29 protein-coding genes are annotated in these 26,477 nt (G+C 72.7%); 5 read left to right on the top strand and 24 right to left on the bottom strand.

Going from position 1 to position 26,477, the window contains the following annotated elements:
- Window positions 1–39 precede the first annotated feature (39 nt).
- Window positions 40–1,824 (bottom strand): NAD(P)H-hydrate epimerase, encoded by a 1,785-nt coding sequence (locus tag AC4H2G_RS01445; RefSeq protein ID WP_494363971.1) that lies wholly within the window; start codon window positions 1,822–1,824, stop codon window positions 40–42.
- 95 nt (window positions 1,825–1,919) lie between these two features.
- Between AC4H2G_RS01445 and AC4H2G_RS01440 the strand changes: the two genes are divergently transcribed.
- Window positions 1,920–2,939, top strand: a complete 1,020-nt coding sequence (locus AC4H2G_RS01440) for an LLM class F420-dependent oxidoreductase (RefSeq protein ID WP_494363970.1) — start codon at window positions 1,920–1,922, stop codon at window positions 2,937–2,939.
- Window positions 2,940–2,957: 18 nt separating this feature from the next.
- On the opposite strand, the gene AC4H2G_RS01435 is transcribed toward AC4H2G_RS01440, so the two are convergent.
- Both AC4H2G_RS01435 and glmS read right to left on the bottom strand, forming a co-directional pair.
- Window positions 2,958–3,308: a holo-ACP synthase gene (locus AC4H2G_RS01435; RefSeq protein WP_494363969.1), complete on the bottom strand. Its 351-nt coding sequence runs from the start codon at window positions 3,306–3,308 to the stop codon at window positions 2,958–2,960.
- 52 nt (window positions 3,309–3,360) lie between these two features.
- On the bottom strand, window positions 3,361–5,238 hold the full coding sequence (glmS, locus tag AC4H2G_RS01430) for a glutamine--fructose-6-phosphate transaminase (isomerizing) (RefSeq protein ID WP_494363968.1): 1,878 nt from the start codon (window positions 5,236–5,238) through the stop codon (window positions 3,361–3,363).
- Window positions 5,239–5,357: 119 nt separating this feature from the next.
- Between glmS and AC4H2G_RS01425 the strand changes: the two genes are divergently transcribed.
- Together AC4H2G_RS01425 and coaA are read left to right on the top strand one after the other, a co-directional pair.
- Window positions 5,358–6,230 (top strand): DUF72 domain-containing protein, encoded by an 873-nt coding sequence (locus tag AC4H2G_RS01425; protein WP_494363967.1) that lies wholly within the window; start codon window positions 5,358–5,360, stop codon window positions 6,228–6,230.
- 296 nt (window positions 6,231–6,526) lie between these two features.
- On the top strand, window positions 6,527–7,513 hold the full coding sequence (coaA, locus tag AC4H2G_RS01420) for a type I pantothenate kinase (protein WP_494363966.1): 987 nt from the start codon (window positions 6,527–6,529) through the stop codon (window positions 7,511–7,513).
- 21 nt (window positions 7,514–7,534) lie between these two features.
- Here the strand turns inward: coaA and AC4H2G_RS01415 are convergent, their stop codons facing one another.
- The 7 genes from AC4H2G_RS01415 to AC4H2G_RS01385 all read right to left on the bottom strand — a co-directional run bounded on the left by AC4H2G_RS01415 (window position 7,535) and on the right by AC4H2G_RS01385 (window position 14,701).
- Window positions 7,535–8,344: a DedA family protein gene (locus tag AC4H2G_RS01415; protein ID WP_494363965.1), complete on the bottom strand. Its 810-nt coding sequence runs from the start codon at window positions 8,342–8,344 to the stop codon at window positions 7,535–7,537.
- Window positions 8,345–8,624: 280 nt separating this feature from the next.
- Window positions 8,625–9,236: a peptide deformylase gene (locus tag AC4H2G_RS01410; RefSeq protein WP_494363964.1), complete on the bottom strand. Its 612-nt coding sequence runs from the start codon at window positions 9,234–9,236 to the stop codon at window positions 8,625–8,627.
- Window positions 9,237–9,297: 61 nt separating this feature from the next.
- Entirely contained in the window at window positions 9,298–10,656 is a 1,359-nt protein-coding gene (gene glmM / locus AC4H2G_RS01405) for a phosphoglucosamine mutase (protein WP_494363963.1), read from the bottom strand.
- A 137-nt stretch (window positions 10,657–10,793) separates the two neighbouring features.
- The gene (gene rpsI, locus AC4H2G_RS01400; RefSeq protein ID WP_494363962.1) at window positions 10,794–11,282 is read right to left on the bottom strand and encodes a 30S ribosomal protein S9; all 489 of its coding nucleotides are present in this window, start codon (window positions 11,280–11,282) and stop codon (window positions 10,794–10,796) included.
- A 44-nt stretch (window positions 11,283–11,326) separates the two neighbouring features.
- Complete coding sequence (gene rplM / locus AC4H2G_RS01395; RefSeq protein WP_435738780.1) at window positions 11,327–11,770, bottom strand: 50S ribosomal protein L13; 444 nt, start codon at window positions 11,768–11,770, stop codon at window positions 11,327–11,329.
- Between the two features lie 212 nt (window positions 11,771–11,982).
- Window positions 11,983–12,900, bottom strand: coding sequence for an oxygen-dependent tRNA uridine(34) hydroxylase TrhO (gene trhO / locus AC4H2G_RS01390; RefSeq protein ID WP_494363961.1), 918 nt, complete (start codon window positions 12,898–12,900; stop codon window positions 11,983–11,985).
- Between the two features lie 82 nt (window positions 12,901–12,982).
- Window positions 12,983–14,701, bottom strand: coding sequence for an ATP-binding cassette domain-containing protein (locus tag AC4H2G_RS01385; RefSeq protein ID WP_494363960.1), 1,719 nt, complete (start codon window positions 14,699–14,701; stop codon window positions 12,983–12,985).
- 142 nt (window positions 14,702–14,843) lie between these two features.
- Between AC4H2G_RS01385 and AC4H2G_RS01380 the strand changes: the two genes are divergently transcribed.
- Window positions 14,844–15,242, top strand: a complete 399-nt coding sequence (locus AC4H2G_RS01380) for a DUF5709 domain-containing protein (RefSeq protein WP_494363959.1) — start codon at window positions 14,844–14,846, stop codon at window positions 15,240–15,242.
- 22 nt (window positions 15,243–15,264) lie between these two features.
- Here AC4H2G_RS01380 and truA read toward each other — a convergent pair whose 3' ends face one another.
- The gene (gene truA / locus AC4H2G_RS01375; protein WP_494364110.1) at window positions 15,265–16,158 is read right to left on the bottom strand and encodes a tRNA pseudouridine(38-40) synthase TruA; all 894 of its coding nucleotides are present in this window, start codon (window positions 16,156–16,158) and stop codon (window positions 15,265–15,267) included.
- Window positions 16,159–16,337: 179 nt separating this feature from the next.
- Here truA and AC4H2G_RS01370 point away from each other — a divergent pair, with 179 nt between their 5' ends.
- Complete coding sequence (locus AC4H2G_RS01370) at window positions 16,338–17,096, top strand: ROK family protein (RefSeq protein WP_494363958.1); 759 nt, start codon at window positions 16,338–16,340, stop codon at window positions 17,094–17,096.
- A gap of 47 nt (window positions 17,097–17,143) precedes the next feature.
- On the opposite strand, the gene AC4H2G_RS01365 is transcribed toward AC4H2G_RS01370, so the two are convergent.
- The 13 genes from AC4H2G_RS01365 to rpsE all read right to left on the bottom strand — a co-directional run bounded on the left by AC4H2G_RS01365 (window position 17,144) and on the right by rpsE (window position 26,453).
- Window positions 17,144–17,953: an alpha/beta fold hydrolase gene (locus AC4H2G_RS01365; RefSeq protein ID WP_494363957.1), complete on the bottom strand. Its 810-nt coding sequence runs from the start codon at window positions 17,951–17,953 to the stop codon at window positions 17,144–17,146.
- A 230-nt stretch (window positions 17,954–18,183) separates the two neighbouring features.
- Window positions 18,184–18,777, bottom strand: a complete 594-nt coding sequence (rplQ, locus tag AC4H2G_RS01360; protein WP_494363956.1) for a 50S ribosomal protein L17 — start codon at window positions 18,775–18,777, stop codon at window positions 18,184–18,186.
- Between the two features lie 84 nt (window positions 18,778–18,861).
- Complete coding sequence (locus tag AC4H2G_RS01355) at window positions 18,862–19,881, bottom strand: DNA-directed RNA polymerase subunit alpha (protein WP_251153551.1); 1,020 nt, start codon at window positions 19,879–19,881, stop codon at window positions 18,862–18,864.
- A gap of 227 nt (window positions 19,882–20,108) precedes the next feature.
- Complete coding sequence (gene rpsK / locus AC4H2G_RS01350; RefSeq protein ID WP_454041282.1) at window positions 20,109–20,516, bottom strand: 30S ribosomal protein S11; 408 nt, start codon at window positions 20,514–20,516, stop codon at window positions 20,109–20,111.
- A 106-nt stretch (window positions 20,517–20,622) separates the two neighbouring features.
- On the bottom strand, window positions 20,623–20,997 hold the full coding sequence (gene rpsM / locus AC4H2G_RS01345; RefSeq protein ID WP_494363955.1) for a 30S ribosomal protein S13: 375 nt from the start codon (window positions 20,995–20,997) through the stop codon (window positions 20,623–20,625).
- A gap of 226 nt (window positions 20,998–21,223) precedes the next feature.
- The gene (gene rpmJ, locus AC4H2G_RS01340; protein WP_003956441.1) at window positions 21,224–21,337 is read right to left on the bottom strand and encodes a 50S ribosomal protein L36; all 114 of its coding nucleotides are present in this window, start codon (window positions 21,335–21,337) and stop codon (window positions 21,224–21,226) included.
- Window positions 21,338–21,436: 99 nt separating this feature from the next.
- Window positions 21,437–21,658, bottom strand: coding sequence for a translation initiation factor IF-1 (infA, locus tag AC4H2G_RS01335; RefSeq protein ID WP_012867920.1), 222 nt, complete (start codon window positions 21,656–21,658; stop codon window positions 21,437–21,439).
- 284 nt (window positions 21,659–21,942) lie between these two features.
- Window positions 21,943–22,779: a type I methionyl aminopeptidase gene (gene map / locus AC4H2G_RS01330; RefSeq protein WP_494363954.1), complete on the bottom strand. Its 837-nt coding sequence runs from the start codon at window positions 22,777–22,779 to the stop codon at window positions 21,943–21,945.
- 78 nt (window positions 22,780–22,857) lie between these two features.
- On the bottom strand, window positions 22,858–23,415 hold the full coding sequence (locus tag AC4H2G_RS01325) for an adenylate kinase (RefSeq protein ID WP_494364109.1): 558 nt from the start codon (window positions 23,413–23,415) through the stop codon (window positions 22,858–22,860).
- 29 nt (window positions 23,416–23,444) lie between these two features.
- Window positions 23,445–24,740, bottom strand: coding sequence for a preprotein translocase subunit SecY (gene secY / locus AC4H2G_RS01320; RefSeq protein WP_494363953.1), 1,296 nt, complete (start codon window positions 24,738–24,740; stop codon window positions 23,445–23,447).
- A gap of 317 nt (window positions 24,741–25,057) precedes the next feature.
- Window positions 25,058–25,615, bottom strand: coding sequence for a 50S ribosomal protein L15 (gene rplO / locus AC4H2G_RS01315; RefSeq protein ID WP_494363952.1), 558 nt, complete (start codon window positions 25,613–25,615; stop codon window positions 25,058–25,060).
- Window positions 25,616–25,617: 2 nt separating this feature from the next.
- On the bottom strand, window positions 25,618–25,800 hold the full coding sequence (gene rpmD / locus AC4H2G_RS01310) for a 50S ribosomal protein L30 (RefSeq protein ID WP_030151924.1): 183 nt from the start codon (window positions 25,798–25,800) through the stop codon (window positions 25,618–25,620).
- Complete coding sequence (gene rpsE / locus AC4H2G_RS01305) at window positions 25,800–26,453, bottom strand: 30S ribosomal protein S5 (protein ID WP_494363951.1); 654 nt, start codon at window positions 26,451–26,453, stop codon at window positions 25,800–25,802. The genes rpmD and rpsE overlap by 1 nt, the downstream gene beginning before the upstream one ends.
- Window positions 26,454–26,477 lie beyond the last annotated feature (24 nt).

Raw genomic sequence — 26,477 nt, 5'->3', positions numbered from 1 at the left:
CCGTGCCGCGCAGACCCGGGTTCGGCGGCAGTGAGTAGCTCAGCGCGCGGCCAACAGCTCCGCGACGACGTGCGGCACCTGGTTCGCGACGTCGAGCGCGGCGACAGGGCCGCCCGGGTTCGCGCGCTCGGCCGCGAGCCCGTGCACCAGTGCCGCTGCGGCGGCGAGCTCTGCGGCGAACCCCGGCTCCGCGACGACCCGCTCGGCGTGCGCCGCGAGCAGCACGCCGAGGATCCCCGCGAGCACGTCGCCCGCTCCCGCGGTCGCGAGCCACGGCGGCGCGTCGGCCTGCGACCACGCGCCGCGGGGCCCGACGACGATCGTCACCGCTCCCTTCAGCAGCACCGTCGCGCCGGTGAGCTCGTGGGCCCGGCGTGCCCACCGCCACGGCTCGGCATCGACATCGGCTCGGGAGACGTCCTCGCCGAGGGCGGAGAGGAGCGTCGCGAGCTCGCCCGCGTGCGGCGTGAGCACGACCGACGGCGGGCACCGCTCGGGCAGCAGAGACAGCGCCCCCGCATCGACGACGGCGGCCACGCGCGGCTGCGACGCACCTCCCGGCCCGTCGTCAGCCGGCGACGGGTCCCCGTGCCGGTGGGCCGCTGACAACACGTCGCCCCGCCGGACGTCCGCGGACGACGGGTCCCCCGGCCGGTCGGGTGCTGACAACTCGACGTCCTGGCCGGTCGCGGCAACGAGGGCGCGCCGGATGCGGTCGTGCTGGCCGCCATCGTCCACCGGGTCGTCTCCCGGTCCCGGCGCCGGCGGGACTCCGGACCCGAGAGACCACGCCTGGACGCGGCCCTCGCCGGGCACCACCTCGGGGCGCGCGGCGAGCACGGCCCGCGCGACGTCGTCGGGCCCGCCGTAGCGAACCATGCCGGGACCGGTGCGGACCGCGGCGGTCGAGACGAGCACCGCCGCGCCGGGGTACGTCGGCGTGCCCGCCACGACGCCGAGCACCCCGCGCGTGTACTTGTGGTCCGTCGGCCCGGGGACGGACCAGAGCGCTGCGACGTCCGCGGGCTCAAGGCGCCGGACGGTGGACGCTGCCGGTGCCGGTGCGCCGAGCGCGAGGCCGAGGTCCACGACGGCGCCGTGGCCGACCGCGAGCGTCGCGGGCGGGAGCAGGAGACCTGGCTTCGCGGCACCGAACGTCACGGTGCGGTCCGCGCGCAGCACGGTGCCGGGCACAGTCCCGTCGTCGACCCCGATGCCGCTCGGCGCGTCCACCGCCACGATCCACGGCCGTCGGGGAGCCTCGGCGAGGGTGTCCACGAGCCGGCGCACGAGGTCCTCCGCGACCCCGCGCAGCGCGCCCGTCGCGCCGATGCCCACGAGCCCGTCGAGCACCGCGTCTGCCCGCAGCACCTCGTCGACGACGGCTCCGAGCACGTCGGGCGGGGTCGACGAGCCGGACGAGGCCGAGCGGTGGGTGGGTGCTGAGCGGTCGGGGGTCTCGTGCGTCGTCGTGAGGTCCAGCACCGTCCCGCCCGCACGGCGCAACGCCGTCAGGCCCCCGTCGTGCACGCGCTCGCTCGTGAGCACGGCGGTCACGCGCGCGCCACGCCGCGCGAGGTGCGCGCCCGCGAAGAGGGTGTCACCACCGTTGTTGCCCGATCCGACGAGCAGCACCACCCGGGCGCCCGTCACGCGCCCGTCGCGCCGGCCGCCGTCGGGCCCGACGACGGACCTCGCGTGGGCGACGTCGCGCGCGACGACGGTCGCGAGCGCGAACGCCGCGCGCTCCATGAGCGGGACGCCAGCGTCCAGGAGCGGCTGCTCGGCGGCACGGACGTCGGCGACGGACCAGGCTTCGATCATGCCGCTCATCCTGCCCATGTCGCGCCGCGTCCGCCCCGTGGGACAGGAGCGGAGGCCGGGCGCGAGCGCGCGCGGCTGCCTCTAGGGTGGCGCTCATGCGCTTCGGACTCTTCATCCCCCAGGGCTGGCGGCTCGACCTGGTCGGCATCGACCCCGCGGACCAGTGGGAGACCATGCGGTCCCTCGCACGGCACGCCGACACCGCGCTCGCCGGCGACGGGCTGCCCGGTGCGGCGCACGCGTGGGAGTCGATCTGGGTGTACGACCACTTCCACACCGTCCCCGAGCCGACCGACGAGGCGACGCACGAGGCGTGGACCCTCATGGCCGCGTTCGCCGCGTCGACGGAGCGCATCCGTCTCGGCCAGATGTGCACGTGCATGGCGTACCGCAACCCGGCCTACCTCGCGAAGGTCGCGGCGACGATCGACGTGATCTCGGGCGGGCGCGTCGAGATGGGCATCGGTGCCGGCTGGTACGAGCACGAGTGGCGCGCCTACGGCTACGGGTTCCCGCGCGCGGGCGAGCGGATCGCCGCCCTCGACGAGGGCGTCCAGATCTTCAAGCAGCTGTGGACGAACGGCGTCGCGACGCTCGACGGCGCGCACTACCAGGTCGACGGCGCGCGCCTCGCGCCGCTGCCGCTCCAGGTCGACGGGCCGCCGCTGTGGATCGCCGGCGGCGGCGAGAAGAAGACGCTGCGCATCGCGGCGGAGCACGCGCAGTACACGAACTTCGACGGGTCGCCCGAGGGCTTCGCGCACAAGTCCGAGGTGCTGCGCGGCCACTGCGAGGCGATCGGGCGGCCGTTCGAGGAGATCACGCGCACCGCGGACTACAACGTGGTCATCGGTGCGACGGAGGCCGAGGTCGACGACCGCATCGCGTGGATCGAGGAGCACTACGCGCTGACGCTGCCCGAGCGCGCGCCGGAGGAGGCCGAGAAGGCGCGCCGCGGACCGCTCGTCGGGACGCCGGAGCAGATCGTCGAGAAGCTCACCGAGCTGCGCGGGCTGGGCCTCTCCTACGCGGTCACCTACTTCGCGGAGGCGGCGTACGACCGCAGCGGCATCGAGCTCTTCGAGCGCGAGGTCGTCCCGGCGCTCCAGGACTGACCCTCCCGGCTGCCTGCGTCAGCCCTCCGCGACGACCATCGCCGACGCGATGCCGGCGTCGTGCGAGATGGACAGGTGGAACGTGCGGATGCCCAGCTCCTCGGCGCGGGCGGCGACGGTGCCGGTGATCTCGACCTCGGGCGGGCCGCCGACGACGCGGTGCACGGTCGCGTCGTGCCACTGCATGCCGCCCGGGGCGCCGAGCGCCTTCGCGATCGCCTCCTTCGCGGCGAAGCGCGCCGCGAGCGACGACGGCGGGAGGTCGCGCTCGGCCGGTGTGAAGAGCTTGTCCCGGAGCCGCGGGGTCCGCTCGATCGACGCCATGAACCGCGCGACGTCGACGACGTCGATCCCCACCCCGATGATCATGCGCTCACCCTACGGCGCGTCCCGGCCGCGTCCGCGGGCCCGCGCTGCCCGTCTACTCGACCGTGACCGACTTCGCCAGGTTGCGCGGCTGGTCGACGTCGAGACCCTTCGCCGTGGCGAGCGCCATGGCGAAGATCTGCAGCGGGACGACCGCGAGCAGCGGGGACAGCAGGGTGGGCGACTCCGGGATCCAGAAGATCTCGTCGGCGTACGGGCGTACCGCGTCGTCGCCGTCCTCGGCGATCACGAGCGTGCGGGCGCCGCGCGCCCGGATCTCCTGGATGTTGGAGATGATCTTCGAGTGCAGGCCCTCGCGGCCGCGCGGCGACGGGACGATGACGAACACCGGCTGGCCCTCGTCGATGAGCGCGATCGGCCCGTGCTTGAGCTCGCCCGCCGCGAAGCCCTCGGCGTGGATGTACGCGAGCTCCTTGAGCTTGAGCGCGCCCTCGAGCGCCACCGGGAACCCGACGTGCCGGCCGAGGAACAGGACCGACGACGCATCCTTCATCGACCGGGCCGTCGCGCGCACGTACTCGCCCCGCTCGATCACGGTCTGGATCTTGCGCGGCATGTCGCGCAGGTCGTCGAGGATCGCGGAGATCTCGTCCGGGAACTTGTTGCCGCGCAGCTGCGCGAGGTAGAGCCCGAGCAGGTAGGCCGCGGTGATCTGCGACAGGAACGCCTTGGTCGACGCGACCGCGATCTCGGGGCCGGCGTGAGTGTAGAGCACGGCGTCGGACTCGCGCGGGATCGTCGACCCGTGCGTGTTGACGATCGAGACGACCTTGGCACCCTGCTCGCGCGCGTGACGCACGGCCATGAGGGTGTCCATCGTCTCGCCGGACTGGGTCACGGCGACCACGAGGGTCTTCTCGTCGACGATCGGGTCGCGGTAGCGGAACTCGTGCGCGAGCTCGACCTCGACGGGGATGCGGCACCAGTGCTCGATCGCGTACTTGGCCACGTGCCCGGAGTAGGCGGCGGTGCCGCAGGCCACCACGATGATCTTGTCGACGGACCGCAGCACGGCCTCGTCGATGCGCAGGTCGTCGAGCACGAGCCGGCCCGACGTGTCCGTCCGACCGAGCAGCGTGTCGCCGACGGCGTGCGGCTGGTCGTGGATCTCCTTGTCCATGAAGGACGCGAAGCCGCCCTTCTCGGCCGCGGCGGCGTCCCAGTCGACGGTGTAGCGCTTCGCCTCGGCCGGGTTGCCGTCGAAGTCCGTCACCTCGACCGCCGTCGGCGTGATCGTGACGATCTGGTCCTGCCCGAGCTCGAGCGCGTCCTTGGTGTGGGAGATGAACGCCGCGACGTCGGAGCCGAGGAAGTTCTCGCCCTCGCCGATCCCGACGACGAGCGGCGAGTCGTGCCGCGCGCCCACCACGGTGTCCGGAGAGTCCGCGTGCACGGCGAGCAGCGTGAACGTGCCCTCGAGCCGCCGCGCGACCTGTCCCATCGCCGTCGTGAGGTCCTTCGTGTCGCGGTAGGCCCGCGCGAGCAGCTGCGCCGCGACCTCGGTGTCCGTCTCCGACAGGAAGGTCACGCCGTCGGCGACGAGCTCCGCCTTGAGGATCGCGAAGTTCTCGACGATCCCGTTGTGGATCACGGCGAGCCGGTCGCCGTCCGCGAGGTGCGGGTGGGCGTTGGTGTCGGTCGGGCCCCCGTGCGTCGCCCACCGGGTGTGCCCGATGGCGGCCGTCGACGCCGGCAGCGGGTGCTGCTCGATCTCGGCGACCAGGTTGGCCAGCTTCCCGGACTTCTTCGCGAACGCGACCGCGTCGATCCCCGGGCCGACGAGCGCGACACCCGCCGAGTCGTACCCGCGGTACTCGAGCCGGCCGAGTCCTTCGAGGGTGACGTCGAGGGGTCGCCCCGAGGCCTCTCCCACCATGGTTCCAGGGCCCACGTAGCCCACGATTCCGCACATGGTCGACGAGTCTAGCGACGGCAGGGACGACCTCGGAGCGACGTGGAATCGTGGTTCTTCGTCAGGCCTCCTGCGTAACTCCGGGCGGCGAGCCACCCCGTCCCGATGGACAGTGTCGCATGCCCTCCGTCCGCATCGGCCTGTCCGGATGGCGGTACGCGGACTGGCGCGGCCCCTTCTACCCGCCCGGCCTTCCGCAGCGCCGCGAGCTCGAGCACGTGGCGTCCGTCTTCCCGTCCGTCGAGCTGAACGGCACCTTCTACTCGCTCCAGCGACCGTCGTCGTTCGTGGCCTGGCGCGAGCACACGCCGCCGGGCTTCACCTTCGCGGTCAAGGGCGGCCGGTTCATCACGCACATGAAGCGCCTCCGCGACGTCCGGACGCCCCTCGCCAACTTCTTCGCGAGCGGCGTCCTCGCCCTCGGGGACCGCCTCGGCCCGGTCCTCTGGCAGCTCCCGGAACGCACCGCGTTCGACCGACCCACGCTCGAGTCGTTCCTCGACCTGCTCCCCCGCACGGCGTCGGACGCCGCGCGACTCGCCGCGCACCACGACGACCGCCTCCGCGCCGACCCCTGGACGGACGTCATCGCCGACCGACCGATCGTCCACGCGCTCGAGCCCCGCCACGCCTCCTTCGCCGACCCGGCGGCACTCGACCTCCTGCGCGACCACGGCATCGCCCTCGCGATCTCCGACGGCGCCGGCCGTTGGCCCGTGATCGACGCGGTGACCGCCCCTCTCGTCTACGTGCGCCTCCACGGCGACACCGAGCTCTACACGAGCGCCTACCGCCCGCACGTGCTCGACGCCTGGGCCGACCGCGTCCGCCGCTGGCACGCCGAGGGCCACGACGTCGAGGTGTACCTCGACAACGACGTCCACGCCCACGCCCCGGCCGACGCCCGCGCCCTCATGGACCGGCTCCCCGACCTCGCACGCCCCGGACCGGGCGCCCCGGTCGAGCTGCCACCGCGCCGTCGTCCCCGCTGAGACCACCACCACTCACCGCGCGACCGGGACGACGCGCGGGCTGGCGCCGGACCGACGTACCCACCGGGGCCGGACGACGAGCGCGCCGTCGCCGGAGCGGACGACGTGCGAAGGGCGTCAGAGCCGCGCTCCCAGAACGCGAGCCGAGAGACCAGGGCGACGGCGCGGCAGCCCGAGCACGTCGTCCGCGCAAGCGACGGCGCGCGACCGACCCCCGACCGACCCGACCGACCGCCCGACCTGATCCGAGGGCCCCACGGCACGCGCGCCGTCGATCATCCGGCAGAATCGGACGGGTGTCCTCCCCCGCGCCCGAGTCGACCGACGCCCTGACCCGCCTGATCTCCAGCCCGTCGTCGCCGTACGTCGACCTCGACCGTGCGGCGTGGAGCCGTCTCTCGGAGTCCACGCCGCTCCCGCTGACCGACGCCGACGTGTCGCGCCTGCGCGGCCTCGGCGACCCGATCGACCTCGCGGAGGTCGACGCGGTGTACCGGCCGCTCTCCCGCCTGCTCAACCTGTACGTCACCGCGACGGCAGGGCTGCACGAGGCGACGTCGACGTTCCTGCGCGAGGACACCGGGTCGACGCCGTACGTCATCGGCGTCGCGGGGTCCGTCGCCGTCGGCAAGTCCACGACGGCGCGCGTGCTGCGCGAGATGCTCGCGCGCTGGCCCGAGACGCCGCGGGTCGAGCTCATCACGACCGACGGTTTCCTCTACCCGAACGCGGAGCTGCAGCGCCGGGGCCTCATGGACCGCAAGGGCTTCCCGGAGTCCTACGACCGGCGGGCCCTCATCCGGTTCCTCTCGAAGGTCAAGGCGGGCCACGACGAGGTCCGGGCGCCGGTCTACGACCACCTCACGTACGACATCGTGCCCGGCGCGGAGGCGGTCGTCCGCAAGCCGGACGTGCTCGTCGTCGAAGGGCTCAACGTCCTGCAGCCTGCCCGCCCGAGCGCGCACGACGAGTCGACCGTCGCCGTCTCGGACTTCTTCGACTTCTCGATCTACGTCGACGCCCGGACGCGCAACGTCCGGCAGTGGTACGTCGACCGGTTCCTCACGCTGCGCCGGACGGCGTTCGCGCGCCCGGAGTCGTACTTCCGCCGCTACGCGGACCTCACGGACGAGCAGGCCGTGGAGCGGGCCCGGTCGATCTGGGACTCGATCAACGCGCCGAACCTCGAGCAGAACATCCTGCCGACGCGGGGGCGCGCGACGCTCGTGCTCACGAAGGGCTCGGACCACTCGGTCCAGCGGGTGCGCCTGCGCAAGCTCTGACACCTGCGCACGCTCACGGCCTCAGCGCGGCAGGCTCCCGGCACCGCCGGCGGTTGTCCCTGACGTCGCGTCGGTCTCTCCCGGCGCGCTCGCCCCGCCGGTGCTCGACGTCGCGCCGACGTCTCCCGGCGTGCTCGCCACGGCGGTGCCGGACGGCGCCGCGGCAGCGTCTGTCGTCTGCCCCGGGTTCATGAGAGCCACGGGAAGCACGCCGCGCCGTCGGGCGCGGACCATGAGGATCCGGTCGATGACGAACCCGCCGGCGATCCCGATCACGACGCCGACGACCATCGCGAGGAGCGGCTCGTGGCCGAGCCACTGCGCGGCGACGAGCCCGATGAGGACGGAGTAGAGCGCCCAGGTGACCGCGGCGATCGCGGAGAACGCCATGAACCGCCTGCGCGGGTAGCCGACCGCGCCCGCGGTCATGTTGACCGCGACGCGCCCGACCGGGATGTACCGCGCGGCGAGGATGAACGACGCTCCTCGGTTCGCGAGCGCGCGCTCGGCCCACGCCACGGCCCTGCGCCCTCGAACCGTGCGCAGGAACGCGACGCGCTCCGTGCCGATGGCGCGGCCCAGGGAGAAGGCGATCTGGTCCCCGGTCCACGCGCCGATCGCGGCGATGACGAGGACGAGGAGCAGGTTCGGCGAGCCGGTCGCGTGCGCCGAGACGGCGAGCGTGATGACGACCGACTCGCTGGGGATCGGCGGGAAGAAGCCGTCGATCGTCGCAAAGCCGAGCAGTGCGGGGTAGATCCACCCGGACGCCGCGAGAGCGAGAATCCAGGCCTCCAGATTCTCCAGGAAGGTCGACACGGCCTCGGTCACGGGGTCCTCGTTCGTCGGCTGGCGGGGGCCAGGCTGGCGGCGGCTGTGGTGGCACCGGACGTGGCGTCCGGTGCCACGTCCAGCCTACGGAGCGTGCCGCCGTCGTCCATCAGGAATTCCCCCGAGTCAACCCTGAGGTCTCCCACCGGCCGCGGCGGTGACCACGAGTCTTCCGTGCGGTCGACGCACCGTCGTCATCCTGTCGAGGGAGATCGGCCGCAGGACGGGTACGTCGTGGGGACCACCTCCCGGTACGCGGGTGCGCGGGCCTCGGTCCGGTTCAGGCGTCCGCGCGGGCCTGGGGGATGCGAGCGGCCGCGAGCGTGGACGAGAGCGTCCGCAGGTCGGCACCGTCGAGGTACAGCTCGCCGCGCAGGTGGTCCGTCTCGTGCTGCACGATCCGGGCCGGCCACCCGGTGAGGACCTCGTCGACCGGCGTACCGACCTCGTCCTCGCCCGTGAGGCGCACCGTGCGGGCGCGGGCGCGCTCCGCCTGCCAGCCGTGCACCGACAGACACCCCTCGACGAAGGTGCGCGTCTCCTCGCCCACCGCCTCGTAGCGGGGGTTCACCAGGACGCGGAAGGGCAGGGGTGGGCGCTCACGCTCGTCGTCCGGGTCGGGCGAGCCCGGGTCCTCGACGACCGCGAACGCGAGGCCCAGCCCGATCTGCGGCGCGGCGAGCCCGACGCCCGGGGCGGCGTGCATGGTCGCCCGCATCGCGTCGAGGAGCGGCGGCAGCACGTCGCCGAGCTGACCCGCGTACGGCACGGCGGGCGTGCGCAGCACCGGGTGCCCGGCCTGCACGATGGGCAGGAGGCCGTCGTCGAAGGTGTCGAGCAGGCCGACCACGTACGCCCGCAGCGCTTCGTCGACCCCGTACCGCACGCTCATCGCTCCGCTCCGCTCACCGCAGTCGTCCCCGTCCCCTGCCGGCACTCGGTCCCGCGCCGGCTCACAGCGCCAGACGCTCGCGGACGACGTCGGCGAGCCCGCCGGCGACCGCGTCCGCCTGCTGCTGGGTCGCGGCCTCCACCATCACGCGCACGAGCGGCTCGGTCCCGGACGGGCGCAGCAGGACGCGCCCCGTCTCCCCGAGCGTCGCCTCGGCGTCGGTGACGGCGGCGAGCAGCTCCTCGTCGCTCGCTGCCCGCGACCGGTCGACCCCGGGGACGTTCACGAGCGTCTGCGGCAGCCGCTGGACGACGCCCGCGAGGTCCGCGAGCTTCTGACCGGTCGCCTTGACGCGCGCCGCGAGCTGCAGCGCGGTGAGGACGCCGTCGCCCGTCGTCGCGTAGCGCGAGATGACGATGTGGCCGGACTGCTCGCCGCCGAGGCCGTAGCCGTGCGTGCGCATCTCCTCGAGCACGTACCGGTCGCCGACGGCCGTCTGCACCGTCCGGATCCCGGCGTCGCGCATCGCTAGGAGGAGACCGAGGTTGCTCATCACCGTGACGACGAGGGTGTCGTCCGGCAGGGCGCCCTCGTCCTTCAGCGCGATCGCGAGCACCCCCATGATCTGGTCACCGTCGACGACGGCGCCGCCGTGGTCGACGGCGATGCACCGGTCCGCGTCGCCGTCGAACGCGACACCGAAGTCGGCCTCCGACGCGACGACCACGGCCTGGAGCTGCTCGGGGTGGTTGGAGCCGCACGCGGCGTTGATGTTGTGCCCGTCGGGGCTCGCGTTGATGACGACGACGTCCGCGCCCGCCGCGCGCAGCGCCGCGGGGCCGACGTCGCTCGCCGCGCCGTTCGCGCAGTCCACGGCGATCCGCAGGCCGGCGAGCGGCTTGGCGTCCTCGTCGGCGCCGATGCTCGCCATGAGGTGCTCGACGTAGGCGCTCCCGGCGCGGCCGGTGTCGCGGGACAGCCGGCCGACGCTTCCGTGCGTCGGGCGCGACCACTCCTGCCCCAGGACCGACTCGATCGCGTCCTCGACCGCGTCGTCGAGCTTCACGCCGCCGCGCGCGAGGAACTTGATCCCGTTGTCCTGCATGGGGTTGTGCGACGCGGAGATCACCACGCCGAAGTCGACGTCCATCGTGCTCGTGAGATAGGCGACGCCGGGGGTCGGCAGGACGCCGACGTCGCGGACGTCGACGCCCGCGCTCGCGAGACCGGCGGCGAGCGCCGCGCCGAGGAACTCCCCGGACACGCGGGTGTCGCGACCCACGACCGCGCGCGGACGATGTCCCTCCGGCCCGTCCGCGAGCACGCGCGCCGCGGCGACGCCGAGGTCGAGCGCGAGCTCCGCCGTCACGTTGCCGTTGGCGAGGCCTCGCACGCCGTCGGTCCCGAACAGTCGTCCCATGGAAGTCCTTCTCTCACGGCGTCGCGCGTCGACCGCGCACCACCTTCTTCGCCCACGCCGGGCTCGTCAACAGTCCTGACAAAAGCCGTCGGCCCCGGCGGACGAGTCCACCGGGGCCGACGATCACACGGCGCGGATCAGCGCTTGGAGTACTGCGGTGCCTTGCGGGCCTTCTTGAGCCCGGCCTTCTTGCGCTCGACGACGCGTGCGTCGCGCGTGAGGAAGCCGGCCTTCTTCAGCGCCGGGCGGTTGTTCTCCGCGTCGATCGCGTTGAGCGCGCGGGCGATGCCGAGGCGCAGCGCACCGGCCTGGCCGGAGGTGCCGCCACCCGAGATGCGGGCGACGACGTCGAAGCGACCCTCGACGTCGACCAGCTTCAGCGGGGAGTTGACGAGCTGCTGGTGGACCTTGTTCGGGAAGTAGTCCTCGAGCGTGCGCCCGTTGACCTTCCACTGGCCCGTGCCCGGCACGAGGCGGACGCGAGCGACCGCCTCCTTGCGACGGCCCAGGGCCTGCCCGGGAGCGGTGATGCTCTGGCCGCGGCCCGTGGGGGCTGTGGACTCAGAGGTGTAGGTGCTGGGGGTCTCGTCACCCAGCGTGTCGGTCTCGACGGTGGTCTCGGCCACGGGTGTGTCCTCGCGTCTCTCTGTCGGCTACGCCTGGGCGGCGATTACTGCGCGACCTGGGTGATCTCGAACGGCTGGGGCTGCTGAGCGGCGTGCGGGTGCTCGGCACCGGCGTAGACCTTCAGCTTGCCCATCTGGGCACGGCCGAGGCTCGTCTTCGGCACCATGCCGCGCACGGCCTTCTCGACGGCACGCTCAGGGTGCTTGTCGAGCAGGTCGCCGTAGGCGGTGGCGCGCAGACCGCCCGGGTAGCCCGAGTGGTTGTAGGCCATCTTCTGCTCGCGCTTGTTGCCGCTGAGGGCGACCTTGCCGGCGTTGATGACGATGACGAAGTCACCGCCGTCGACGTGCGGAGCGAAGGTCGGCTTGTGCTTGCCGCGCAGCAGGGTGGCCACGTGGGTGGCCAGGCGGCCCAGGACGACGTCGGTCGCGTCGATGACGTACCAGTTGCGCTGGATGTCGCCGGGCTTCGGGGTGTACGTACGCACGGTCGTAGCCTTCGTTTCTGTCAGGTGTCTTCTTCGGCCGCTGAAGCAGGCGGTCGAGAGGGCGTTGTCGTTGCGCGGCGGGCTCGGTGACACCCGCTCCTTGGCCGGCAGCGAGTGGGCGCGCTAGCGACACGGGTGTCGTGAGAAGAGCACAACGACTCACCAGAGTACCTGCGCGGGCGGGTCATGGTCAAAGCGGCCGCACGAGCACGTCAGGTGCGGGTGCGGGTGCCGGCTCCGTCCGGTCGCTCCTCGACGCACACCTCGCAGCGCCCTCCCTGCGCGGCCCCGACGCAGTCGTCGCAGAACAGCCGCAGCGTCCGGCACGAGGGGTCGGCGCAGTTCTCGTACCGCGCGGTCGCGCCGCCGCAGACCGTGCACTCCCCGAGCGGGGTCGAACCCGGTCCGAGCTCGACGTGCATCCGCTCGTCGAACACGTAGAGCGACCCGTCCCACAGCCCCGTCGAGCCGAACACCTCGCCGTAGCGCACCACGCCGCCGTCGAGCTGGTACACCTCCTCGAACCCGCGCGAGCGCAGGAGCGCCGACAGCACCTCGCACCGTACGCCGCCGGTGCAGTACGTCACCACCGGGCGTTGCTTGAGGTCGTCGTAGCGGCCCGCGTCGATCTCGGCCACGACGTCCCGCGTCGTCTCCACGTCCGGGACCACCGCGCCCCGGAACCGTCCGATCGCCGCCTCGAACGCGTTGCGCCCGTCGAACATCACGACCTCGTCCCCGCGCGCGTCGACGAGGTCGTGCAGGGCCTGCGGGCTGAGCCGCTCCCCGCCCCCGACCACGCCGTCCTCGTCGACCTTCAGCTCGTCCGCGGCGCCGAACGCGACGAGCTCTGGCCGCACCTTGACCGACAGACGCGGGAAGTCGTGCCCCGTCCCGTCCGACCACTTGACGTCGATCCGCTCGAAGCCGGGGTACCGGCGCGTCGTCTTCACGTACTGCTTGAGGTCCTCCACCGTCCCGCCGAGCGTCGCGTTGATGCCGTGCTCCGAGACGATGACGCGTCCCGTCAGGTGCCAGCGCTCGGCGAGGGCGAGCTGCCACAGCTGCACCGCGCGCGGGTCCGCGAGCGGTGTGAAGGCGTAGAAGAGCACGATCTTGTGGACGGCCATGCTCTCCAGGATAAGGATCCTGCGACGCCTCCCTGGCCGTGCCCGCGACCGCCCACGAACGCCCACCACCGCGGGTCTCCCGTCAGCGGACGCGGTCCACGCGCTCGACGTCCCACACGGGCTCCGGCGTCTCCACCACGCGGCCGTCACCCCCGAGGACCAGGAACCGGTCGAAGCCTCGCGCGAACCAGCGGTCGTGGGTCACGGCGAGCACCGTGCCCTCGAACGCCGCGAGGCCGGCCTCGAGCGCCTCGGCCGAGTGCAGGTCCAGGTTGTCCGTCGGCTCGTCGAGCAGCAGGAGCGTCGCGCCGTCGAGCTCGAGGAGCAGGATCTGGAACCGGGCCTGCTGACCGCCCGACAGCGTCTCGAAGCGCTGCCCCGCCTGGGCGACGAGCTCGTACCGGTCGAGCGCGCGGCTCGCGTCCTCGCGCCCCATCCCCGACCGGTTGCCCTCACCACGGTGCAGGATCTCCAGCAGGGTGCGACCGCGCAGGCCGGGATGGTCGTGGTTCTGGGCGAACCAGCCCGGCCGCACGCGCGAGCCGAGGACGGCCCGCCCGGTGTGGGCGACGGGTGCCGGGGCGACCGCGTCGGCGGGCGCGCCGAGGAGGGCGGGGTGCGCCGCGACGTCGGGCACCACACCGGGCGCAGGGTCGCTCCCGCCCGCCGCGAGCAGCCGCAGGAGGTGCGACTTCCCGGACCCGTTCGACCCGAGCACGGCCACGCGCTCGCCGAAGAACACCTCGAGGTCGAACGGCTGCACGAGCCCGGTGAGCTCGAGCTGGTGGCAGGTCACGGCGCGCTTGGCCGTGCGCCCGCCCCGCAGGCGCACGCTGACGCGCTGCTCGCGCGCAAGGACCTCGGGCGGCCCGGCCTCCTCGAACTTCCGCAGGCGCGTGCGCGCCGCCTGGTAGCGGCTCGCGAGACCGTCGTTGAACGCCGCCTTCGTCTTGAGCGTCTGGACGAGGTCGACGAGCTTGCGGTGCTCCTCGTCCCAGCGGCGCGCGAGCTCGGCGAGCCGCTCGCGACGCTCCTCGCGCGCCTGCGCGTAGGTCGTGAACCCGCCGCCGTGGACCCAGACCGTGCCGCCACCGGGAGTCGGCTCGAGGGTCGCGACCTGCGTCGCCGTGCGCGCGAGCAGCTCGCGGTCGTGCGACACGTAGAGCACCGACTTCGGCGACTCGACGAGCCGGTCCTCCAGCCAGCGCTTCGTCGGGACGTCGAGCGCGTTGTCCGGCTCGTCGAGCAGGAGGACCTGCTCCGGTCCGCCCAGCAGCGCGGTGAGCGCCAGGCGCTTCTGCTCGCCGCCGGACAGGGTCCGCAGCTCGCGCCACTGCGCCCGCTCGAAGGGGTTCGACAGCACCTCGTCGGTCACGCGGTCCCACGCCGTCTCCGCGTCGTAACCGCCGACGTCCGCCCAGTCCGCGAGCGCCTGCGCGTAGCGCATCTGCGCGGCGGTGTCGTCGACGGTCATGACGTCGAGCTCGGCGGCGCCGAGCTCGAGCGCGGCCTCGCGCACCGCGGTCGGGGCGAGCTCGACGAGCAGGTCGCGCACGGTGCGGTCGTCGTCCCCGTGCGCGACCTGCTGCCGCATCACCCCCAGGCCCCCGCTGCGCACGATGCTGCCGCCGTGCGGCACCAGGTCGCCCGTGACGATCCGCAGCAGCGTCGACTTCCCGACGCCGTTCGGTCCCACGAGCGCGACCCGCGCCCCGTCCGCGACCCGGAGGCTCACGGCGTCCAGGAGCGTCCGGCCGTCGGGCAGGTGATAGCTGATGTCGCTGATCTCGAGGTGTCCCACCCCGCCATGGTCGCCCGCTGCACGTGTCGCGGTCACGTCCTTTGACCCGACGGTCGACGGGACGGCCGTGGGGCTGGGAAGTCCGTGGCGGCCGGGACGCCGTCGTGCTGCGACGGTCGTCGCGAGGTGCGACGGTGGGGGCATGAGCGACACCACAGGCACCAGCCCTGACCCGGAGACCGGCGCCGAGGGCGACAACGACCAGCTCCAGGCGGAGGACACGCTGCTCGACCGCGGCGTCGCCGACGTGCTCGACGAGGGCTACTCCCCGCCGGACCGCGACCGGAAGAACCACTACGGCGAGACGGCCTGGGAAGAGGTCCACGGCGAGTCGCTCGACCAGCGCCTGGCCGAGGAGGAGCCGGAGGAGTGGGACGGCGACCCGCTCGACCGGCCCGACACGTCCCGGGCGGGCCGGCTCACCGCCGACCCCGACGCGCTGGACGGCCGTCAGAACGACACCTACGCCGACGACGAGGGCATCTCCGGGGCGGGCGCGAGCGCGGAGGAGGCCGCGGTCCACATCGTCGAGGAGCCGTGACCGGCGGGGCGCCGCCGAGGGGTCACGACCCGTCGGCGGCGTCCCACACGTCCTCCTCGTTGCGGACCGCGCGGATGCGCTCGGCCCGCTCGGCGAGGTCCTCGTCGGGCGGGTAGGTCACCTCCTCGAGCACGAGGCCGTGCGCCGGCACGACGCCGGCCCCGCCGTCGCGTCGTCGGCTCGCCAGGAGCGCGGCCGGCCACGCGACGTCCCGCCTCCCCTCCCCCACGGCGAGCGACGCGCCCACGAGCGCGCGGACCATGTTGTGGCAGAACGCGTCCGCCCGGACGTGCGCGACGACCAGCCCGGCGTCGGGTCCGTCGCCCGGGTGGGACCAGGACAGGTGCTGCAGCTCGCGGATCGTCGTGGCGCCGGGGCGCGGCTTGCAGAACGCGGCGAAGTCCCGCACGCCCAGCAGAGGCCGCACGGCGGCGTCCATCGCGGCGACGTCGAGGGGCCGCCGGTTCCACAGCGTCCACTCGCGACGCAACGGGTCGCGCTGCGCCGGGTCGTCCGCGACGCGGTAGGTGTACGCGCGGTGCAGCGCGGAGAACCGCGCGTCGAACCCCTCCGGGGCCGAGGCGGCACGGCGCACCACGACGTCGCCCGGCAGCACGCCCCCGAGCCGCGCGACGAGCGCGTCCCCCGGCGCGCGGTCGGAGCGACCGGGCAGCGACTCCCACTGGGCGTGCGTGAGGTCGACGTGCGCGACCTGGCCCCGGGCGTGCACCCCGGCATCCGTCCGGCCCGCGACGGTGAGGCGCGGCGGGTCGCCCCGCAGGAGGGTCGCGAACGCGTCCTCCAGGGCGCCCTGGACGGTGCGCAGACCCGGCTGCCTCGCCCAGCCGGCGAAGTGCGTGCCCTGGTAGGCGAGGTCCAGCCGGACGCGCACCTGGTCCCGGTCCGGCGCCTGCACGTCACCGGAGTCGTCGCCGAGGGCGTGCGGGGGCGCTGCGGGCACGGCGGTGGGGGCGGGCACGGCGGTCGCGTCGGGCGGTACGTCGGTCACAGAGGATCACGGTAGCCGCACGCGCACGAGGCGGGTCGGCGCCCGGCGCGGTGCGCGCCCCGGCGTGCCCGCCTACGCTGCGACGCATGACCGACCTGAGGACGCTCGCCGTCGACTGCGGCGGCGGCGGGATCAAGGCGAACGTGCTGGACTCCTCCGGCACCGCCCACGCCGCGGCGGTCCGCGTGCCGACCCCGTACCCGCTCCCCCCGGAGCTGCTGGTCGAGACCGTCGCGGAGATCGCGGGCAGGCTCCCGCGTGCGGACCGCGCGACCGTCGGCATGCCAGGCATGATCCGACGCGGCGTCGTCGTGCACACCCCGCACTACGTGACGCGCAGCGGACCGCGGTCGCGCGTCGACCCCGCGCTCGTCGAGGCGTGGGCGAGCTTCGACGTCCAGGCCGCCGTCGCGCGCCGGCTCGGTGTGCCCGCGCTCGTGCTCAACGACGCCGAGGTCCACGGCGCGGGCGTGGTCGCGGCGTCGGGGCTCGAGCTCGTCCTCACGCTCGGGACCGGGCTGGGCTCGGCGCTGTTCCACGGTGGCCGCCTCGCGCCTCACCTCGAGTGGTCGCGCGCGCCCGTGCGGCGCGGGACGTCGTACGACGAGTACGTGGGAGAGCCCGAGCGGCGGCGGCTCGGCAACGCGCTCTGGTCGCGCCGCGTGCTCGCCGTCGTGGACGGCCTGCGGCCCGTGTTCTGGTGGGACCGGCTCTATCTCGGCGGCGGGAACTCGCGGCAGATCACGCCCACGGTGCTGGACCGGCTGGGCGACGACGTCGTCGTGGTCCCGAACTCCGCCGCGCTCGTCGGGGGCGCCCGCGCGTGGGACCTCCCGCCCGCCTGAGGGATCCCTGCAGAGGACCGACCGTGCCGAGGGCGTCGTGCGTGGGCCTACCGCCCGCCCGAGGGCGTCAGCGAGCGGTCACGGACGTCCTCTGGCGGGCGGGGAGCCGCCGACCTCTGGGGGCCGCGCGCGACGTCGGCGACCGCCTCGAGGAGGAGCCGCGAGAAGGCGACGGGACGGTCGAGGCTGACGAGGTGACGCGCCCCGGGGACCACCACGAGGCGCGCTCGTGCTCCCCCGCGACGCGCGGCCGCGAGGAACGACCGCTCGCCCGTCCGGAAGTGGTCCCACCGCCCGTTGACGAGCCAGACCGGGGAGTCGGTCGCCGCGAGGGCCGCGAGCGGGTCCGCGGTGCCCATCTCGCGCAGGATCGCGCTCATGACGTCGAGGGCGAAGCCTCCGGCGGCGAGGTCGGCCGCCCCCTCGGCAGGCATCGTGCGGTCCACGAGCGCCTGGTTGAGCGCCGCCCCGCCGTCGGGAAGCCGCTCGATGCGCTCCGCGGCAAGGAGCCATGCTGCGCGCAGCCGCGTGCTCGGCACGGTCGAGCAGCTCGCCGCGACGAGCCCGAGCACACGATCCGGGTGCCGCGCCCGCGCCTCGATCGCCACGTACCCCCCGAGTGACAGCCCGACGACGAGCGCCCGGCCCCCGAGGTCGTCGACGCCGTGCGCGACGGCCGCCACCGCACCATCGAGCGTGAACGGCTCGCCGCGACGGGCGCCGTGGCCGGGGAGGTCGACCGCGAGGCCGGGGACGCCTGCCCGGTCGAGCGCGGCGAGCTGGCCGCGCCACATCGTGCGCGACGTGCGCGACCCGTGCACGAGGAGCACGGGAGGCACGTCGCGGACGGGGTGCATCACTCGACGGTAGGCGCCGGAGCCGACGGTCGCACGGGCTCCCGGCTCCCGGCCCGTCGCCGCCCACCGCCGCCACCGGCCGCGAGATCGACCCCCACGTCGCGAGATCGACCCTCTGCAGGTCGATCTCGCGACGCTCGGGTCGATCTCGCGAACCGACGTTTCCCGCGGACGACGAAGGGCCCGGAACCGTGCGGTTCCGGGCCCTTCGTGCGGAGCGGCAGGGGGCCTCAGGCCTCCTTGGTCTCCTCGGCCTTGTCGGCGGGAGCGTCCTCGACGGGCGCGTCCTCGACCTGGTCGGCGGCGACCGGGGCGTCCTCGACCTGGTCGGCGGCGACCGGGGCGTCCTCGACCGGGGCGTCCTCGACCGGGGCGTCAGCCTTCTTCGCCGGCTTGTCGGCCTTCTTCTTGCTGGCCTTCTCCGCGGCCTTCTCGGCCTCGCGGACGACGGCCTGCTTCGGGCTGACGGGCTCGGTCACGAGCTCGATGACCGCGAGGGGCGCGTTGTCGCCCTTGCGCGTGCCGACCTTGGTGATGCGCGTGTAGCCACCGTTGCGCTCCGCCATCTGCGGTGCGATCTCGGTGAACAGCGTGTGCACCACGGACTTGTCGCGCACGACGCGCAGGACGCGACGACGCGCGTGCAGGTCACCGCGCTTGGCGAACGTGATGAGGCGCTCGGCCAGCGGACGCAGGCGCTTCGCCTTGGTCTCGGTGGTCGTGATGCGGCCGTGCTCGAACAGCGCCGTGGACAGGTTCGCGAGGATCAGACGCTCGTGAGCCGGTCCACCGCCGAGCCGCGGACCCTTGGTGGGGGTAGGCATGGGATGTGCTCCTTGGGAAGTTTTCGCGGCCCGGGTGCGACCCGGGGCGCGCTAGAGGTGTGGGAGTCGCTGGCTCGCGCCGGCTCAGTACTGCTGCTCGGTGTCCGAGAACGTGGGCTCGTCCTCGTCGCCGTCGTAGTACGCCGCCGCCGAGGGGTCGAAGTCCAGCGGCGAGTCCTTGAGGGACAGGCCGAGCTCGGCGAGCTTCTCCTTGACCTCGTTGATGGACTTGGCACCGAAGTTGCGGATGTCCAGCAGGTCGGCCTCGCTGCGAGCGACGAGCTCGCCCACCTGGTGGATGCCCTCGCGCTTGAGGCAGTTGTACGAGCGGATCGTGAGGTTGAGCTCCTCGATCGGCAGCGCGAGGTCCGCGGCGAGCGCGGCGTCCGTCGGCGACGGGCCGATCTCGATGCCCTCGGCCTCGACGTTGAGCTCACGGGCCAGGCCGAACAGCTCGACGAGCGTCTTGCCCGCCGACGCGAGGGCGTCGCGGGGCGAGATCGCCTGCTTCGTCTCGACGTCCACCACCAGCTTGTCGAAGTCCGTGCGCTGCTCGACACGCGTCGCCTCGACCTTGTAGGTCACCTTGAGGACCGGCGAGTAGATCGAGTCGACCGGGATGCGGCCGATCTCCGCGTCGAACGACTTGTTCTGCGCCGCCGAGACGTAGCCGCGGCCACGCTCGACCGTGAGCTCGATCTCGAGCTTGCCCTTGTCGTTCAGCGTGGCGATGTGCAGATCGCTGTTGTGGACCTCCACGCCCGCGGGCGGGACGATGTCCGCCGCGGTCACGGCGCCAGCGCCCTGCTTGCGCAGGTACATCACGACGGGCTCGTCGTTCTCCGAGGAGACGACGAGGTTCTTGATGTTGAGGATGACCTCGGTGACGTCCTCCTTGACACCCGGCACGGTGGTGAACTCGTGGAGCACACCGTCGATGCGGATGGAGGTGACCGCCGCGCCCGGGATGGACGACAGCAGCGTGCGACGCAGCGAGTTGCCGAGCGTGTAGCCGAAGCCCGGCTCCAGGGGCTCGATGGAGAAGCGCGAACGGTTCTCCGAGATGACCTCTTCGGTCAAGGTGGGGCGCTGTGCGATCAGCACTGGTGATTTCCTTTCGGTGAGCGTCCGCCATATGACGCTTCACGGTTCAAGGCGAGGTGCGCGCCTGGGCGCGCGGCCCCGGCCGGGACTCGGTCCACCCGGTCGGGAAGGGGTGCCGTCGACGTGTCAGGGCCGGAGCCCGGACGGACCGCTGCCGTCGACGGGGCTCCGGTGTGCACGAGGTACCCGGGGTCCCGTCGACGGCGTGCGTGCCGACGGCGAGGACGTCAGACGCGGCGACGCTTGGGCGGGCGGCACCCGTTGTGCGCCTGCGGCGTCACGTCCTGGATCGAGCCGACCTCGAGGCCGGTGGCCTGGAGGGAGCGGATCGCGGTCTCGCGGCCCGAGCCGGGACCCTTGACGAAGACGTCGACCTTCTTCACACCGTGCTCCTGGGCGCGGCGCGCCGCGGACTCCGCAGCGAGCTGCGCGGCGAACGGCGTGGACTTGCGGGAGCCCTTGAAGCCCACGTGCCCGGCCGAGGCCCAGGCGATCACGGCGCCCGTCGGGTCGGTGATCGAGACGATCGTGTTGTTGAAGGTGCTCTTGATGTGCGCCTGGCCGAGCGGGACGTTCTTCTTGTCCTTGCGGCGCGGCTTGCGCGAGCTGGACGCTGCGCGAGTCTTGGGAGGCATGTGCTCTTTCTCTCCTGGTCTGAGGTGGTCGGACCGCGGGGATCTCCGAGCCGCCCGGTGACGCGAGGGTCACCGCACGGCCGGGGCCCGCCCGGCGGACTGCTGCTTAGCGGGCCTTCTTCTTGCCGGCCACGGTGCGCTTCGGTCCCTTGCGCGTGCGCGCGTTGGTCTTCGTGCGCTGACCGCGCACGGGAAGGCCGCGGCGGTGACGCAGGCCCTGGTAGGTGCCGATCTCGACCTTGCGGCGGATGTCGGCGGCCACCTCACGACGGAGGTCACCCTCGAGCTTGTAGCTGCCCTCGAGGTAGTCGCGGAGCGCGACGAGCTCGGCGTCGCCGAGGTCCTTCACGCGCGCGTCCGGGCTGATGCCCGTGGCGGCCAGCGTCTGCTGGGCGCGGGTACGGCCGACGCCGAAGATGTAGGTGAGCGCAACCTCGAGCCGCTTGTCGCGGGGGAGGTCGACGCCGATGAGACGTGCCATGTGCCTTTCGGCTCCTCGTACTTCGTCCGGAGGTCTTCCGCACCGCCATCCCGCGGGAGCCGCGGGCCCCGGCCTCCGGGCCGGGGGTTCCCCTGCGCCGTCGTGCGGCCGCTGCTGCGACCGCCGTCCGGGGCGGGTTCGTGGTGGTGCGCTGGTGGGCGCCGCCCTCAGGGCGGTCACCCGGTGATCCGGCCCGAGGGCCGTCACCCGTGGCGCAGGCGAGGGCTCAGCCCTGGCGCTGCTTGTGCCGCAGGTTGTCGCAGATCACCATGACGCGACCGTGCCGGCGGATCACCTTGCACTTGTCGCAGATCTTCTTGACGCTGGGCTTGACCTTCATCAGTGTTCCCTCAGTGGTGCTCCGCCCCCGACGACGGTGGACCGGGTGGACCGGTCGACCGCGGAGACGGCGGCTGGTTGAGTGGTGGACGCGTGACGACTACTTGTAGCGGTAGACGATCCGGCCGCGGGACAGGTCGTACGGGCTGAGCTCCACCACGACACGGTCCTCGGGGAGGATCCGGATGTAGTGCTGACGCATCTTGCCCGAGATGTGGGCGAGAACCTTGTGCCCGTTGGCCAGCTCCACGCGGAACATCGCGTTCGGCAGGGCCTCGACCACGCTGCCCTCGATCTCGATGACACCGTCCTTCTTTGCCATGTCCTCCGCTAACTCTCGTCTGAACTGCTCGGTCCCACGCGCGAAGGACCGAGGCCCGCGAGCGTGGATTGTCGTGTGGAGCCTCGCGTCGACGCCGGCACCGGCGCCCTTCGGACGGCAGAGCCGGACGTACCGGTGAACACGGACTACACCCAACGGTCTATCCTAAGGCATCCGGCAAGCGTCGCGAAACCGGGGTTCGTCACACCAGCGCGCCCACGGGACGCCGGGCACTGACCCACCCTGCCCACGAGCGGGCCGGACGCCGCGAGAACGACGAGACGTCAGGCGCCGAGCGGCGCGACCTGCACACCGCGCGCTGCGAGCTCCTCCGCGCCACCGTCGGCGGCGGTGAGGACCCAGATGCCGTCCTCGAGGATCGCGACGCTGTGCTCCCAGTGCGCGGCCCGGGAGCCGTCGTCGGTGACGACCGTCCAGTCGTCCTCGCACACCTGGGTGAAACGCTCCCCCCGCGTGACCATCGGCTCGATCGCGAGGCACATGCCCGGCCGCAGCCGCGGCCCGCGGTCGCGCGTCCGGTAGTTCGGCACGTCCGGCGGCTGGTGCATCGCGGAGCCGATACCGTGGCCCACGTACTCCTCGACGATCCCGTAGGCGATGCCGTCCCGCTCCCCCGCCGCGCGGACCGAGTCCTCGATCGCGACGCCGACGTCGCCGAGCCGCTCGCTCGACGCGAGCGCGGCGATGCCGTCCCACATCGCCTGGCGCGTGGCCTCGACGAGCGCCTCGTCCGCAGGATCCGCGTCGCCGAGCACGAACGACGTCGCGGAGTCCCCGTGCCAGCCGTCGACGACGGCCCCGCAGTCCACCGACACGACGTCTCCCGCGCGCAGCTCGCGCGCACCGGGGATGCCGTGCACCACCTCGTCGTTGACCGACACGCACACCGTCGCTGGGTACCCCTCATAGCCGAGGAACGACGACGTCGCACCGGCGTCCGCGATGACCGCGGCGGCCAGGGCGTCGAGGTCGCTCGTCGTCATCCCGGGCCGGACGGCGTCGCGCACCGTCTCGAGGGCCGTCGCGACGACGACCCCGGCACGCCGCATGGCCTGGACCTGCTCGTGCGTCTTGTACTCGATGCGTTCGCGACCGAACACCGTGCTCCCTCTCCCGACCGGCACCCGCACGGCACCGCGCAGGGCCCCTGCCGCGTGGCGTGCGGTGCTGCTCCGTCGTCAGCCGACCAGCGGCTCGAGCGCGGCCGTGATGCGCCCCGTGACGTCCTCGATCTCGCCGATGCCGTCCACGCGGACGAGCAGACCCCGCTCGTCGTACGCAGCGGTGAGCGGAGCCGTCTGCTCCGCGTAGATGTCGAGGCGGCGCGCGATGGCCTCCTCGGTGTCGTCCTCGCGGCCCTCGATCTCGGCGCGCTTCGCGAGCCGGGCGAGGAGCTCGTCACGGTCCGCCGTGATCTCCACGACGCCGTCGAGCGACCAGCCGAGGTCGGCGAGGATCGCGTCGAGCTCGACGACCTGGGCCGCGTTGCGGGGGTAGCCGTCGAGGATGAAGCCGCGCGCGACGTCGTCCTGCGCGAGGCGGTCCCGCACCATCGCGTTGGTCACGGAGTCGGGGACGAGGTCGCCCTTCGCCGTGTACTCCTGCGCGAGGCGGCCGAGCTCCGTGCCGCCCTTGATGTTCGCCCGGAAGATGTCGCCCGTGGAGATCGCGGGGATCGCGTAGCGCTCGGCGAGCCGGGCTGCCTGCGTCCCCTTGCCGGCACCCTGGGGTCCCATGATCACGAGGCGTGCGGTGGGGGCGTTGCTCAACGGAGGAACCCTTCGTAGTGGCGCTGCTGCAGCTGGGAGTCGATCTGCTTGACCGTCTCCAGGCCGACGCCGACCACGATGAGGATCGAGGCACCGCCGAACGGGATGGCCGTGCTCACCCCGAGAGCGATGAGGACCAGCGTCGGCAGGAGGGCGACGAGCGCGAGGTAGATCGATCCCGCGGACGTGATGCGCGTGATGACGTAGTCGAGGTACTCGGCGGTCGGGCGCCCGGCACGGATGCCGGGGATGAAGCCGCCGTACTTCTTCATGTTGTCCGCGACCTCGTCCGGGTTGAACGTGATCGCCGTGTAGAAGAAGCAGAAGAAGATGATCATCGCGACGTACAGCGCGATGTGCAGGGGCGCCTCGGGGTCGGCCAGGTTCGTGCTGATCCAGATCACCCAGCCGGCCGTCTGGTCGCCGAACTGCGCGATGAGGCCCGGGACCGCGAGCAGCGAGGCCGCGAAGATCACCGGGATGACGCCCGCCATGTTGATCTTGATCGGGATGTACGTGCTCGAGCCGCCGTACATCCGCCGGCCGACCATGCGCTTCGCGTACTGCACCGGGACCCGGCGCTGCGACTGCTCGACGAAGACGACGAGACCGATCACGAGGATGACCACCGCGATGACGACGATGAAGTTCACCGCACCGTTGGCACCACCGGCGATCGACCAGAGGGCGGTCGGGAAGCTCGCGGCGATCGACGTGAAGATGAGCAGCGACATGCCGTTGCCGACACCGCGCTCGGTGATGAGCTCGCCGAGCCACATGATGAGGCCCGTACCGGCGGTCATCGTGATGACCATGAGAGCCATCGTGACGAAGCTGCCGTCCGGGATGACCTCCACCGAGCAGCCCTGGAAGAGCAGGCCGTTGCGCGCCGTCGTGATGACGGTCGTCGACTGGAGGATCGCGAGAGCGATCGTCAGGTAGCGCGTGTACTGCGTGAGCTTCGCGGTGCCCGACTGGCCCTCCTTGTGCAGGGCCTCGAAGCGAGGGATCACCACGCGCAGGAGCTGCACGATGATGCTCGCCGTGATGTACGGCATGATGCCGAGCGCGAAGATCGACAGCTGGAGCAGTGCGCCGCCGCTGAAGAGGTTGATGAGCCCGAGCAGGTCGTTGTTCTGCGACTCGGCGATGCACTGCTGCACGTTCGGGTAGTCCACGCCCGGCGTGGGGATGAACGAGCCCACCCGGAAGATCGCCATGATCGCGATCGTGAACAGCAGCTTGCGCCGCAGGTCAGGCGTCCGGAAAGCCCGGGCGAATGCGCTGAGCACCTATCCTCCTGGCCCGCCGAGGCGGGATGTCGTGTCGCCGGGAGGCCCGGCGAGGTGTGACGCACGGCACCGGCGCCAAGAGGCACCCTAACCGTTGCGCCGCGTCGAACGGCAAGTCGGTGTCGTCCGGCCGGGATCGGTCGGTCGTCCACCGCGTCGACCGGCCGTCGGTCAGGGACCGACGACGGCCGACGGGAAGTCTAGTCGCGCCCCGCTGCCCGACGGGACGGCGACCGTTCCCGGGACCCGTCATGAGACGGTCCCGAGACACGGACAGGGCCGACGGCGCGTGCGCGCCACCGGCCCTGTCCGTGGTGTCAGTCCTCCGAGACCGAACCGCCGGCCGCGAGGATCTTCTCGCGGGCCGCGCCCGAGAGGGCGTCGACCGCGACCTCGAGCTTGACGGTGATCTCGCCCGTGCCGAGCACCTTCACGAGCTGGCCCTTGCGGACCGCGCCCTTCGCCACGAGGTCCTCGACGGTGACGGAGCCACCCTCGGGGTACAGCGCGGCGATCTTGTCCAGGTTCACGACCTGGTACTCGGTGCGGAACGGGTTCTTGAACCCGCGCAGCTTCGGGAGGCGCATGTGCAGAGGCATCTGCCCGCCCTCGAACCCTGCGGACACCTGGTAGCGAGCCTTCGTACCCTTGGTACCGCGGCCCGCCGTCTTGCCCTTCGACGCCTCACCACGACCCACGCGGGTCTTGGCCTTCTTGGCGCCGGGAGCCGGACGCAGGTGGTGCATCTTGAGCGTGCCGCCGGCACCCTCGGTCTGCTTCGCCGGAGCGGCCTCCGCCTTCTGGGCGGGTGCCTTCTTGGCGGGAGCCTTCTTCTTCGGAGCCTCGACGGTCTCCTTGGTGGCCTTCTCAGCCATGGTCACTCGACCTCCTCAACGGCGACGAGGTGCGCCACCGTCGCGACCATGCCGCGGATCTCCGGGCGGTCCTCCTTCACGGCGGTGTCGCCGATCCGCTTGAGGCCCAGAGTGCGCAGCGTGTCGCGCTGGTTCTGCTTGCCGCCGATGGCGGACTTCGTCTGGGTCACCTTGAGCCTGGCCATCAGGCGTTCACCCCCGCTGCACGGGCACGCAGGAGCGCGGCCGGAGCCACGTGCTCGAGCGGCAGGCCACGGCGCGCCGCGACAGCCTCAGGCTGCTCGAGGTTGCGCAGCGCCTCGACGGTCGCGTGCACGATGTTGATCGCGTTCGACGAGCCGAGCGACTTGCTCAGGACGTCGTGGATACCGGCGCACTCCAGCACGGCGCGCACCGGACCACCGGCGATGACACCGGTACCCGGGGCGGCCGGACGCAGGAAGACGACGCCGGCAGCGGCCTCACCCTGGATGGGGTGGGGGATGGTGCCCTGGATGCGCGGGACCTTGAAGAAGTTCTTCTTGGCCTCCTCGACACCCTTGGCGATCGCCGCGGGCACCTCCTTCGCCTTGCCGTAGCCGACACCGACGGTGCCGTCGCCGTCGCCCACCACGACCAGCGCGGTGAAGCTGAAGCGACGGCCGCCCTTGACGACCTTGGAGACGCGGTTGATGGTGACGACGCGCTCGACGAAGGCGTTCTTCTCGGCTGCGTCGCCCCGGCGACCGTCACGGCGGTTGTCACGACGGTTGTCGCGGCCCCCGCGGGCGTTCTGGTCGCTCGACTCGGTGGCGGCACCCGTGGGGGCGCCGGTGTTGCTGCGCTGCCCTGCAGCCATCAGAGAATCCTTTGCTTCCGTGTA

It is taken from the genome of Cellulosimicrobium sp. BMG9.23 (genome assembly GCF_059159985.1).
Note: the sequence above shows the minus strand (reverse complement) of the source record. Positions and strands in the feature narration are given on the sequence as shown.